The sequence below is a fragment of the Pseudovibrio exalbescens DSM 16456 genome, from assembly GCF_000422785.1.
Lineage (GTDB): Bacteria > Pseudomonadota > Alphaproteobacteria > Rhizobiales > Stappiaceae > Pseudovibrio > Pseudovibrio exalbescens.
Map to the genome: position 1 here is coordinate 279,354 of NZ_KE383918.1, position 12,526 is coordinate 291,879.

Sequence of the window (12,526 nt, forward strand, 5' to 3'; positions counted from 1 at the left end):
CTTCAGGTTCCGGCGATCTTTATGTCCAGCCCAAGATCCAAGACAGGGGCGGAGTGGGTGATCCAGCCGGTGGAGACCAGATCAACGCCGCTTTCGGCAATGGCTTGGACTGTATCGAGATTGATGCCCCCCGAAGCTTCAAGGATTGCTTGCCCACTGTTAAGTGCGACCGCTTCTTGAAGCCGTTCCGGGCCCATGTTGTCCAACATGATTACATCGGGTTTTGCCGTTAGGGCCTCTTTCATTTGCTCCAGAGTATCCACTTCCACCTCGATGCGCACGAGATGACCGGCAAAAGCGCGGGCGCGTTCGATTGCCGTGACCACGTCGCCGGCAACGGCAATATGATTGTCCTTGATCAGAATGGCATCATCCAGACCGAAACGGTGATTGGCCCCACCGCCGCACCGGACGGCGTATTTCTCAAAGGCACGCAGACCGGGCGTCGTCTTGCGAGTGCAGACCACCTTACAGGACGTATGTTCGATTTTACGCGCGAACTGCCTGGTTGCTGTGGCAATGCCGGACAGGTGGCCCAGAAAGTTCAAGGCAACGCGTTCGGCTGAAAGCAAGGCACGTGCAGGGCCTTCGATGGTTGCGACCACTGACCCGGGCTGAACCTCCGTGCCATCATCCTCCAGAACATCAATCTGAAAGTCTGGATCGCTCTGGCAAAACGCGCTGATGACCAAGTCAATTCCGGCAATTACGCCGGACTGTCGCGCAACGAGAGATGCCCTGGCTTGCGCGTCTTCCGGGATTGTTGCCTGACTGGTGATATCTCCAGCACGGCCCAGATCCTCCAGAAGAGCGGCCTTTACAGCCTGATCAACCAGAAGCCGTGGCAATTCGGGGAGGGGCTGTGTCATACGTTCGTTTCCTCTTTCAACGCAGCACGCCCGATATCGCTTTCCATGGCATCATTCGCCAGCGTCTGGATCTGGTTGTACTTCACAAAGGAACGGCGTTCCCACGCCTTGGACTTTTCCGGGAAGTCGGAGCGGAAATGGCCACCGCGGCTTTCTTCGCGCATCAGGGCCGAACCTGAGATGATCTTGGCCGCTACAACCATGTTGCGGATGGAGCTGCGGTGACACTTTTCTTCGGCCTTGTTCAACAGGGCAAGCGCCATTGTCAGCCCCTCTGCATTGCGCTCGACACCGACGTGCTGTGTCATAACGCGGCGAACAAGCTCAACCACGGCTCGCTCCTGCGGGTTACGCTTGGAGGCTTGATCCTCACGGTCGTCGATCTGTTCCCAATGATGAAGGCGTGGGTGAGGCATCAACCCCTGAATATCCTCGGCAATACGCGCGGCGAATACGACAGCTTCGAGCAGCGAGTTCGAGGCGAGACGATTGGCACCGTGCGCCCCGGTCCCGGCCACTTCACCTGCAACCCAGAGGCCGTCAACGGATGTTCTGCCGGAGGCATCTGCCATTACCCCGCCCATATGATAGTGAGCAGCAGGGCACACGGGTATCGGTTGAGTAACCGGATCAAGCCCCGCGGCTTGACAGGCTTCGTACACCGTCGGGAAATGTTCTGGGAATCTGGCGCCGATGGCTTCGCGGCAATCCATGTATACCTTGCCGCCGCCCATGATTTCGCGATGGATCGCACGTGCAACAACATCTCGCGGAGCCAACTCCATTTGAGGGTGCTGGCCTTCCATGATACGGCGACCTTCCGCGTCAACGAGCTTGGCACCTTCCCCGCGTAAGGCCTCACTGGCCAGAGGCGCCGGATCCAGATCCACATTGAGGGCCGTTGGGTGGAACTGAACGAACTCCGCATCCGCCACATACGCGCCAGCCAGAGCCGCCATTGCCAGGCCGTGTCCGTTGGCTTCTCGTGGATTGGTGGTGACATCAAACAAGTGCCCCACGCCGCCAGAGGCAAGGACAACAGCGCGTGCCGGGATGGTGATACGCTGAGTGCCACCACGACGCCGTGCTGTAATGCCGACCACATATCGACCTTCGGTCAGAAGCTCGCTACCGATGTAGCCTTCGATAACACGAATGGATGGGGTGTTGTGCGCTGCGGCCAGCAGCGCTTCCATGATGGATTTGCCAGCCATGTCCCCACGGACACGAACCACGCGATTAGCCGTGTGGGCCGCTTCTCGGGATAGCTCCAGCTTGCCAGCAAGATCCTTGTCAAACGGCACGCCGTAAGACAACAGATCGTGAATCCGATCCGCAGCTTCCGCTGTCATACCTCGAACAATGGCTTCTTCACATATCCCATCGCCAGCTGCGATGGTGTCTCGGGCATGTTCTTCTGCCGTGTCGCCTTCGGCTACCGCCGCTGCTATGCCGCCTTGTGCCCAAGCCGACGACGCGCCGCCACCGATGGGGGCGTTCGTGACGATGGTAACCGGCCTCGGGGCCAGTTTGAGGGCGCAAAACAAACCGGCAAGCCCCCCTCCGAGAATGACGACATCATCTACGCCGTTTAATGAAAGGGCAGGCGCAAGCGAGGAGGCAACTTGGGTCATGGCTGTTCAACTGTCGATTTCAAATGGAATTGGCGGGACGGGCCGACCAAAGGAACGGCAAGCCACCCGCGATTGAGGGCGGCTTACCATTTTATCAGAGTGGAATCTAGTTCTTGAGATTGATCATCCGTTCCACAGAGACGCGGGCGCGGGCGGCAATATCTTCATCCACCACAACCTCTCCGCTCAGATCAACCAGTGTGTCCAGGATCTTGGTGAGCGTGATGCGCTTCATGTGAGGACATAGGTTGCAAGGCCGAATGTATTCAACCTCCGGAGTGGCGTTGGCCACGTTATCGGCCATCGAGCACTCGGTGATCATCATCACCTTTTCCGGACGGTTGTCTTTCACCCAGTTGATCATGTGCGCAGTGGAGCCGGCAAAATCGGCTTCATCCACCACTTCCGGCGGGCATTCTGGGTGCGCGATGATCTTCACACCCGGCTCGATTGCACGGTAATCCCGCAACTCTTGCGCTGTAAACTGTTCGTGAACCTCACAGGACCCTGCCCACGTCAGCACTTCAACGTCGGTTTGACGACCAACATTTGCGGCAAGGTATTGATCCGGGACCAGTAGCACCTTGTCTGTACCCATCGCCTCAACCACCTGAACAGCGTTGGAGGATGTACAGCAGATGTCGCACTCGGCCTTCACATCTGCCGATGTATTCACATAGGTGATGATCGGGACCCCTGGATTAGCCTCGCGCAAACGACGGACGTCTTCGCCGGTGATCGACTCAGCCAGCGAACATCCCGCGTTCATGTCTGGGATCAGCACTGTTTTTTCGGGGCTCAGAATTTTTGAAGTCTCCGCCATGAAGTGAACACCGCACTGCACAATGATTTCGGCCTCGGTTTTGGCGGCTTCCTTGGCGAGTTGCAAACTGTCGCCCACAATATCTGCGACGCCGTGGAAGATGTCGGGCGTCATGTAGTTGTGGGCCAGAATGACCGCGTTGCGCTCTTTCTTGAGCTTGTTGATGGCATGCACCAGAGGCGCCAGCGCAGCCCACTCGATTTCCGGGATGAAATCCTTGACCTTCTCGTAGATCGGTGCTGTTTCCCGGGCCACTTCTTCCGTGTAGGCCAGCGACGGGCGCGGAACCTTGCCAAATTTCTCAAGGGCCGTTAGCTGGTGATCCGGCGTGTGTGTCTGTACGCGTGCCGCGTTAGCAGAGGCTGTCATACGCTTTTCCCTTCCGGTTCTGACCGGTCGATCAAACTTATACTCAATCTGAGTATAAGGAGGTCACTAAAAAATGCGGCACTGCCGCCATCCTTATGCTCAACTTGATCATAACATATACGCAGTGATGCTGTGTTGCCAAGGGGAAGATTCAAAAAAGCTGGTTTTGTTGGATCCGAATTTGTAACTATATGATCTCTAAATGGTATATCACCAGCCGTGAGCTATCGATTGCTGAGAACCCGCAAGTAGAGGGATCGAATTGGCTGTGCAAGTGCCTGTAAATGCACCCAGAAGCCCTTTGAAAGGATGATGGTCGCACCCGATTCCAACCCGTAATCCAGGAAAGATCGTAGGGCGTGCCAGACAATCCAAGTAGTTCCCACGGTCTTGTCGCCAAGGTGCCGATTTGCCACCGTGGCCTCCCCATAGACTCAACTCGGAGCATACCTCATGGATGCCTTCAAAGCTTATGTCATCACCAAAGACGAAGACGCCAAAAAGCCGAACCCGGCAGAATGGCGCGACATCACACTTGACGAATTGTCTCCAGGCGACACCGTGGTGCGTGTGACACATTCAACGGTCAACTATAAGGACGGTCTTGCTTTTGCAGGAAATCCGGGCGTGTTGCGCAAGTTCCCAATGGTGCCGGGTATTGATGTGATCGGCGAGGTCGTCTCCTGTGAAAGCGATCGTTTTCAACCAGGCGATCAGATCATCATGAACGGTTTTGGTGTGGGAGAGGTCCATACCGGCGCTTATGCCAAATACGCCCGCTTGAAAAGCGAATGGCTCATTAAGCGGCCCGATGGATTGTCACCGGAACACGCTGCCGCGATTGGTACCGCTGGCTATACCGCCATGCTTTGTGTCATGGCACTGGAGCGCTATGGACTGACACCCGAGAAGGGCCCCGTCGCTGTTTCAGGTGCAGCCGGTGGTGTTGGGTCGGTAGCCGTCAGTATCCTGGCCAAACTTGGATACGAGGTCATCGCGTCAACAGGCCGCCAATCAGAAGCTGACTTTTTGAAGAACCTTGGTGCGTCTGAGGTGATCGACCGCGCAGAACTTTCTGAGCCGGGACGCCCGTTCGGAAAGGAAAGCTGGGCCGGCGCCATTGATGTGGCTGGCAGTCATACGCTGGCCAACTTGTTGGCACGCACAAAATACGGCGGAGCTGTCGCGTCCTGTGGGTTGGCACAGGGCATGGATCTGCCGGCAACGGTAATGCCATTCATTCTGCGTGGTGTTGCGCTGTTGGGTGTCGACTCTGTAATGGCGCCGCTTGAACGCCGCGAAGAAGCCTATCGGCGTCTGGCCGAGGATCTTGAGATGAGCAAGCTCGATGCTCTGTCCTCAACGATCAAGATTTCGGAAGTGCCTGAAAAGGCGGCTGATATCTTGAAAGGAAAAGTCCGCGGTCGATTGATTGTTGACTATTCCGAGCTATAGGTTTCAAGCCTGAAAAAAGTGGCTGGATCAACTCCAGCCACCACCGTAGGTCTTGTAGAAAATGTGCTTGCCGATCCGGTTGAGGCGTTTCATCGTACCAGCCCAACGGGGACGCACATAGGTAGCGTGATAGTGGGTCGAAGCATCAACCTCTGACAGGTTCACCTTACCTTCAACCGCTTTGGCGGCGATCTCTTGGGCCTGTGTCCATGCGCGACCTTTTTGAACGCGTTCCGGAATGCCGTCACAGGCAAAGGAAAATTGGCACGCATTGCGCATGTGGCGGTTTTGATAGACCACCTTGCAGATTGTGTTCGGGTAGGCTGGGTTCTTCACGCGGTTCAGCACAACTTGTGCTACAGCTTCCTGCCCCTTGTAAGGCTCGCCTCGGGCTTCGAAATAGATGGCTTCAGCCAGACAAAGTTGTTCCCGAGAGGACTGGGCGCTCTTGGGTAGAGGTGCCTTGTACCACCAGTGCGGGTCGGTTTTGGCTAGTTCAGCCAATTCGTCTTCACTCAAGCTGGTCTTGCCGGCAACCGAAGCTTCTCCGCCCAGCAATGCATCAAAGGGCGCCTTGACGTCGTCCAGATTGGAGGGCGCATAAGCTGAAGCAAGGGACAGGCCGGCGGCAGCGTTAGCCCGTGCAACCGCCATTTCGGTGAGGTCCAAAGGTTGGCCATCTTGGGTGTTCTCCGCCATCATGGTCGACGATGCGGCATCCGGCAGATGGCGTGTTGAAACGAACGCGACCTGGGGTAGGGTCGTGCGTTCGGCTGAGGTCAGGAGACTTGTGAGGGCGAAAACAGATCCGGCGCTGGCTTGCAATGGTTGTCTGGCTGGGGCCATGGCAAAGCCGCGATCACCCTTGGCAGATCGGTTGACACGTTGGCCACGGATGAAGTCCGGTGCGCCTTTGTTGGCAAGGACAGAGGCAAGTTCAGGTATGTGGGTGCGTGGTGTCGCCCCATTTCCATTGTCAAGAACGTAGTCGGAGGCCTTTGTGTTGGGAACGTCAGCGCCAACCAAGGTGGGTTCGACCAGCGTTGCGTGGTTGGCTGTTTCAATAGCGCGCATCCAGCGGGGTGTTTGATTTTCCGCGGACATCACGAGCTCAAGCACATCCTGTTGTGCAACTGTCACGGTCATACCGCAGTAAACGAGCGCTGTGAAAGCAACGAGCTTCAGCTTTCTGCTCATACGACCGCGCTTTGTTCTGACAGACGAGTGTATTCGGCCCGACATACGCACTTACTCCAACAAAATTCGCGCGGGGAAACTTGTCCCTGATCACGCCGGACGCCAAAAACAACGCGGCACCCGAACCCCTTTCCTTGCAGGCTAGGAAATATTCCCCCATTAACCTTGATAGGAGGTTAAAGCCGGAAAAAACCGCAGAATGCGGCCCGACACCTGTCAAGTTTCACGGAAACAGGGTTAATTTAGAGGCGCTTATGGAAAATCGTTTTTACACGGAAAAGCGTTGCTTCGGCTGTATGGTGCTGTCAGGCCTAGTGTCGACCGACCCGCAAACCGAGTGTTGGGCGTTCTGTCAGGATGTCGCGTCGGAACTGATAAAGGGCCGCGGGGCGTCCCCCCGTTGCAGTTGAGAGCCGACCTGTCGGCTCCACTAGGTGAGCCCCTTCGACCAATCGACGAAAATTCTGTTTGTGCAGGTGTTGACCTGAAATGGCCTCAACAGTCCGCTGCAGGTCTGTCAGTGTGAACTCGGGGGGCATCAACTCGAATACCACCGGACGATATTTCAACTTGGCGCGCAGGCGGGACAGGGCTGTTGCCAGAATCCGCCGATGATCGAACGTCATGCTCTCTCCGAGCATAGGCAGGGCTGTTTCGCGCTGGGCCTCTGGTCGTCCGTCTCGCCGGGCTTCGTAGACCAACCCGGCACCGTACATCATCTCGTAGCGATCAAGCGCGCGCTCCTCGTCCCAGACACCGCAACCGGTGCCAAAACTGAGCTGGAACCGATCACGACGGCTGATCGTGGTGGAAGGTGCATCGCGCACGGTAGGGTCATCACAATAGGTCTGCAGAAGAGGCAGGAGCGTGTCGTCCAGAAGGCCCGGTTTACCGCTTCGCCAGTCTTCCCAGGGAAAGAAGTCATACCAGGAGCGCCAACGCGCGCCCTGCTGTTTGAGGATTTCATCGGATTCTGGCGTTTGCCGCGTTAGCGCCAGATATCCAACAGACACCACATGTGGTTTGGATTCCGGCGTGGTCATATGCCGACCACGATCACCGAATGTGTAAAGCTGTTCTACGTGACCCAGCTTGAGCGCCGTCTGCATTTCCACGAAGGAGCGCAGGCCGATTTCGAAGGTGCGGTGCTCAAGTGGATTGAACGGACCATACGGAAGACCATGATCGCCATTTCTGTCCGCGTGCGGAACGGTCAGAACGTATGGCGTTGACTTATCAACGGACACAATCACGGCGTTCAGGTCAATTTCGATCATCACGCCTGACTGGCTCATTGAAATCCTCTCAGCTGGGGGGGAGGATGAAGGGAAAGCGAAACGGTGTGCCTTCGAATGCATCGGCCCCCCGCCCGATGCGTGCAATAGCATCAATCATTCGGCCGTCTCGTTCAAGCAGCGCATCTGCGTACTTCACCAGAAGTGGGTTCGGCGTTGCGCTCGGGGCGGCTGTGCGCAAGGCGTTGGCGAGTTCGGCTTCGCAGCCAGCGCCGGAACGCGAGCAGGCGATGATGAAAGCGGCGGCTGTCGACCGGCTGATTCCAGCCCAGCAATGAATCAGGATCGGCCGCGTCTTGTGAATGCTCTGTGCGAAGGAAAGAATTTCAGAAACATGCTCCGGAGCCGGGGCGACGTAGCCCTCTCGTGGCTCAGGGATATCGTGAAACCGCAGTGAAAGGTGAGGCACGGCCTGAAGGTCGTCTGGGCGCGCGAACTCAGTGCTGGGCGAGGTAAGACTGATCAGGCCACCGAACTGATCTGATCGTGCCACATCCTCCAGTTTGGACAGGGGCGATACATACAACATGACGGAAGCCTCCTAAAGAATACGAAGTCCTTCAGTGGCTAGATGGAGCTGTGAGTTGATCTCTTCAAATCGCTGCAGGAACTGGCGTTGGGCGGCACCGGTTTGCAGGGGTGGCATGGCGGCCCGCACTTGCTCCAGTTGAGCTTCTTTCAAACCACGTGGACGGCCAAAGATCTTGCGCGCTTCCTTTTCCTCAAAACCGGCCAGTTCAATAGCCTCAAAATAAGCACAGATGATATCTGCCTTTTTTGCGAGCTTGCTGACATAAACGGGCAAATGAGCGGGCAATCCGAAACTGATGTGAATTGCCTCGTGAAGGCGTTCTTCCACCTGCCGGTAGTTTCCCCCCATCACGGTTTTGAACGGCGAGATCATGTCGCCGATCACATACTCAGGCGCATCATGCAGCAACACTGCCAAACGCCACTTGGCGGGCAGGTCCGACTTCAGCATCCCGGCGATTTCTTCAACGATCACGGAATGCTGAGCGACGGAAAAAGCGTTGTCGCCCAATGTTTGACCGTTCCACCGGGCAACTCGGGCAAGGCCATGGGCAATGTCGCTCAACTCAATGTCAAAGGGCGAGGGATCCAGCAGATTCAGCCGACGTCCCGAGAGCATGCGTTGCCAGGCACGGGGCGGGATGTCGGGTCTGTCAGCGGGCATTGGATCTCCTGAATGCAGAAAAAGGTTCAAGTTTTAGTCGGGCCAGCCAAAGGTCGCCCACACAGGAAGTGACACTCGAAGCGTCGCGTCCTCCGCTGTGATCGGGTCGCCCGCATCAAGAGCTTGTTTGGCGCGGTCAAGACGCAAAAGAGCAAGGCCGTTTTGACCGGCAGAACTTCCCATACTGCCAACTACCTTACCCGAGGCGGTTACTTCTGTGCCAGATGGGGGCAAAGATGTATCACCTTGAATCACAACAATTCTCTTGCGCGCGGTACCCCGGTGTTTCATTCGAGACACCACTTCTTGGCCCACGAAACACCCCTTGTCAAAGGCAACGCCATTCAAGCTGTCCATGTTGACGTCATGGGGGAAGGTGTCTCCCAACGGGAAATCCAGAATGCTTTCGGGTACGCCAAGACAGATGCGGTGCTGGTGCCAGTCCGCTTCACTCGCCAAGGCTCCCTCAAGAGCTGCGGGCTTTTGGGCTTTGGAGAATATGCAACGCCCGCCAAGCGAGGCAAGGCGGGGATCCGTCACAAAGCCGTCGGGGAGCGACGTGCCCCATGCCACAGCAACACTGTGGCTTTCAGTGCAGTCTTCAATAGTGACCTTTGAGCGTAGCTTGTAGAAACTGAGTCGCTTGATCAGGCCCTTAACCTCTGCTTTGGGTGCATCAATGAAGAAGCCCCCATTGGGTGCTGCGAAGATCAAAAAGTCCCAGAGAATCTTGCCTTGTGGGGTCAACAGGGCTCCAAACGAAGGATGCTCCGCCGTTAAAGTGTCCACATGGCAGGTGACAAGATTTTGAAGAAAGTGTTCCGCTTCCTCCCCGTAGACGTGCACGACCCCTCGTGATTCAAGAATTGCCACACCAGCTTGCATCGTCCACCTCCGTAAACCCGGTTTCGTCCACTTGGCTTGCACTTAACTCGGAACGGTTCGCAAGTCCAAGAGTCGTTTTCCAATATGGGGGGCGAATGGGAAAAATAAACACGTTTGGTAGACGCGCGTTGCTTGGGGCAGCCGATAGTTGTGTGTCACCAAATTGTCGTTGGTTTATCATAGACAGACGCTCAGTAAGATTTAGGCAACGCATGGGAGAAATGTTGTGTCATCCCCCCTCAAGCAGTCAAAGCAACGATTGAATTCGGCGGTCCATCGCTCACGTGCATCCACATGGGACGGTATATTGGAACGTCTATTCACATTTGCTTTCAAGGGGATGGTCTATCCGCAGATCTGGGAAGATCCGGAGGTCGACATCAAGGCTCTTAACTTGGCGCCCGGATCCCGTCTCATCACGATTGCTTCAGGTGGCTGCAATGTCATGTCGTATTTGACGACGGATCCCAAAGAAATTGTGGCGTTGGATCTCAACCGCGCCCATGTAGCTCTCAATCGCTTGAAGTTGGCGGCGGTGCGGAACCTGCCGGATTACCAGTCGTTCTATCGATTCTTTGGTGCAGCGGATGAAAAGTCCAACATACAGCTCTATGAGCGTTTCTTGAAAAACAACATCGACCCAACTACACGCGATTATTGGGAAGGGCGCGATCTGACAGCGTGGGGCCGTAAACGCATCACGCTGTTTTCTCGAGATCTCTACCATCATGGAATGCTTGGGTATTTCATTGGCGCAGGACATCTGGTCGCCCGCCTTTATGGCGTCGATCTTAAGCAGTTGGCCAGAGCCAAAACATTGGATGAACAACGCAGCTACTTTGACAAGACATTGGCTCCATTGTTCGATAAACGCCTTGTGCGCTGGGCCACTTCCAAGAAGATGTCGTTGTACGGACTTGGGATCCCGCCCGCTCAGTACGAAGCTTTGGCCTCCGCAGGCGATGGCAACATGGCCGTTGTTCTGAAACAGCGATTGGAACGGCTCGCCTGTGGGTTTCCAATGAGCGAAAACTATTTTGCTTGGCAAGCCTTCAATCGTGGCTATGCCGAAGAGGGCAGCAGCGTGTCTCCGCGCAGCCCCGCCGGGCCATTGCCGCCGTATCTTCAGGAACAGCACTATGAAACAATCCGTGCGCGTGCTGATCGCGTGAAGGTTTTAAACCGGTCGTTCACGGAATATCTGTCCAGTGATGCCGGCGAAGGATTTGATGGATATGTTCTTTTGGATGCTCAGGACTGGATGACCGACCAGCAACTCAATGACTTGTGGTGGGGTATCACCCAAAGTGCCAAGCCGGGAGCGCGAGTCATTTTCCGCACGGCGGCGGAGCCTTCTGTTCTTCCGGGACGCGTTGCCGATGGGATTCTGGATCAGTGGTTCTATCATGAGGAGGAAAGCCACCAGTTGAACCTGCAGGATCGTTCTTCCATTTATGGTGGTTTCCATATCTATCAGTTCAAGGGGGCTGACCAGTGAGTGAAGCCCATACCTCCTCAGCCTTGATGGACGATATCTATCGCTATCAGCGACACATTTATGATCTCAGCCGCAAATACTACCTGTTGGGGCGTGACCAGCTTTTGAGGGAAATATCTTTAACCTCTGGGGAGACCCTGCTGGAGATGGGATGCGGTACGGGACGCAATCTGATCAAGGCTGCGCGGCTTTACCCAGAAACCAAACTCTATGGCATCGATCTCTCTGAGGAGATGCTCGCAACCGCGCGCAAGTCCATTGCCCGTGCGGGATTGCAAGACCGGATCACTCTGGCAAAAGCGGATGCCACACGGGTTGATGCCCAGGCATTATTTGGATGCAGTGACTTCGATCATGTGATGTTTTCCTACAGCCTGTCGATGATTCCACCATGGAATGCGGCGCTGGATCAAGGCGCTATGCTGTTGGCTCCCAAAGGCCAATTGCATCTGGTGGACTTTGGACAGCAAGAACACCTTCCGGTCTTGTTCCGGCGTGTGCTGCTGAAATGGCTGGCCGCCTTCCACGTAGAGCCGCGGGTGGGGATGGATGCCCACCTCCAGCATTTGGCCCAGCAATACTCGCGGACGGTACGTTTTCGCTCGCTTTATCGTGGCTATGCGGTGATAGGCTCGCTGGCGTAATCATTCGCCGGCGATGAAGTACATGACCGTACCGTCCTTCGCGATGCCAAGACGATAAAAAGTCCAAGCGCCGTAGTCCTTCATGTAGTCGTAGTCACCAGCCGTGATCACACGATACATTTCTGTCTTTTGCGCATTGGTCAGTTGATCGAGCGGGTAGTGGGCGAAGTAGGGCCAAATGTACGTTTCATGCTCCGTGCCCGGCTGCCAGCGCAAGTATCCTGCATCCAGAATATCGGCAAGAATAGCCAGGACTTCCAAACCCTCACCATCCCCAGAAGAGGATTTCAGGAAGCTTGTAATGTCGGTAACCGTGTCGTTGGAAAGAGTGGGTGGAACCTGTTGTCCTTTCAACAAATCCCCCAGCCTTTCCACGGAGCCAGCTCGAATGGCAGCGATCAGCGCATTTCGCGTCCCCTGAACGGCAGCCGGTAATGCGGTTACATCCTTGTAAACAGGTGGTAAGCCACTGGCACTGCCGATTGGGGGCGGTGTCGGGCTTGTCTCGGCTGGCGGTGTTTGGGAAATGTCTTGGGCAGGAGATGGTTTGGTGATGCGGATGGTCTCTGTCTGAACCACCGCGCCATGCGCTGAAAGAGGGATCAGACTGGCGATCATCGCCGTGATCAGTACGGACTTGAACAAGAATAATCTCCAAAGGT

Annotated in this window: 12 protein-coding genes; 3 read left to right on the forward strand and 9 right to left on the reverse strand. The window is 55.8% G+C overall.

Features of this window, described 5'->3' with window-relative positions; genetic code table 11:
• Positions 1-2 precede the first annotated feature (2 nt).
• From nadC to nadA, 3 genes are all read right to left on the reverse strand, one after another.
• A complete protein-coding gene (gene nadC / locus G512_RS0115955) occupies positions 3-869 on the reverse strand; it encodes a carboxylating nicotinate-nucleotide diphosphorylase (protein WP_028482580.1) in 867 nt (288 codons plus the stop codon).
• Entirely contained in the window at positions 866-2,503 is a 1,638-nt protein-coding gene (locus G512_RS0115960; protein ID WP_028482581.1) for an L-aspartate oxidase, read from the reverse strand. The genes nadC and G512_RS0115960 overlap by 4 nt, the downstream gene beginning before the upstream one ends.
• A 106-nt stretch (positions 2,504-2,609) precedes the next feature.
• Entirely contained in the window at positions 2,610-3,695 is a 1,086-nt protein-coding gene (nadA, locus tag G512_RS0115965) for a quinolinate synthase NadA (RefSeq protein ID WP_028482582.1), read from the reverse strand.
• A gap of 453 nt (positions 3,696-4,148) precedes the next feature.
• On the opposite strand from nadA, the gene acuI reads away from it, so the two are divergent.
• Positions 4,149-5,150 carry an acrylyl-CoA reductase (NADPH) gene (gene acuI, locus G512_RS0115970; protein WP_028482583.1) on the forward strand — a complete coding sequence of 334 codons (1,002 nt, stop codon included), beginning with the start codon at positions 4,149-4,151 and terminating at the stop codon, positions 5,148-5,150.
• Positions 5,151-5,177: 27 nt separating this feature from the next.
• Here acuI and G512_RS0115975 read toward each other — a convergent pair whose 3' ends face one another.
• The 5 genes from G512_RS0115975 to ygfZ form a co-directional block, all read right to left on the reverse strand.
• Complete coding sequence (locus G512_RS0115975; protein WP_051269467.1) at positions 5,178-6,347, reverse strand: cell wall hydrolase; 1,170 nt, start codon at positions 6,345-6,347, stop codon at positions 5,178-5,180.
• 311 nt (positions 6,348-6,658) lie between these two features.
• Positions 6,659-7,642: an NUDIX hydrolase gene (locus G512_RS0115980; protein ID WP_028482585.1), complete on the reverse strand. Its 984-nt coding sequence runs from the start codon at positions 7,640-7,642 to the stop codon at positions 6,659-6,661.
• Positions 7,643-7,652: 10 nt separating this feature from the next.
• The gene (locus tag G512_RS0115985; RefSeq protein ID WP_028482586.1) at positions 7,653-8,171 is read right to left on the reverse strand and encodes a tyrosine phosphatase family protein; all 519 of its coding nucleotides are present in this window, start codon (positions 8,169-8,171) and stop codon (positions 7,653-7,655) included.
• Between the two features lie 12 nt (positions 8,172-8,183).
• Positions 8,184-8,837 (reverse strand): YfbR-like 5'-deoxynucleotidase, encoded by a 654-nt coding sequence (locus tag G512_RS0115990; RefSeq protein WP_036489883.1) that lies wholly within the window; start codon positions 8,835-8,837, stop codon positions 8,184-8,186.
• Positions 8,838-8,870: 33 nt separating this feature from the next.
• On the reverse strand, positions 8,871-9,722 hold the full coding sequence (gene ygfZ, locus G512_RS0115995) for a CAF17-like 4Fe-4S cluster assembly/insertion protein YgfZ (protein WP_028482588.1): 852 nt from the start codon (positions 9,720-9,722) through the stop codon (positions 8,871-8,873).
• Positions 9,723-9,948: 226 nt separating this feature from the next.
• Here ygfZ and G512_RS0116000 point away from each other — a divergent pair, with 226 nt between their 5' ends.
• On the forward strand, positions 9,949-11,220 hold the full coding sequence (locus G512_RS0116000; RefSeq protein ID WP_028482589.1) for a DUF3419 family protein: 1,272 nt from the start codon (positions 9,949-9,951) through the stop codon (positions 11,218-11,220).
• Entirely contained in the window at positions 11,217-11,864 is a 648-nt protein-coding gene (locus G512_RS0116005) for a class I SAM-dependent methyltransferase (protein WP_028482590.1), read from the forward strand. The genes G512_RS0116000 and G512_RS0116005 overlap by 4 nt, the downstream gene beginning before the upstream one ends.
• Here G512_RS0116005 and G512_RS0116010 read toward each other — a convergent pair whose 3' ends face one another.
• The gene (locus G512_RS0116010; RefSeq protein WP_028482591.1) at positions 11,865-12,509 is read right to left on the reverse strand and encodes a hypothetical protein; all 645 of its coding nucleotides are present in this window, start codon (positions 12,507-12,509) and stop codon (positions 11,865-11,867) included.
• Positions 12,510-12,526 lie beyond the last annotated feature (17 nt).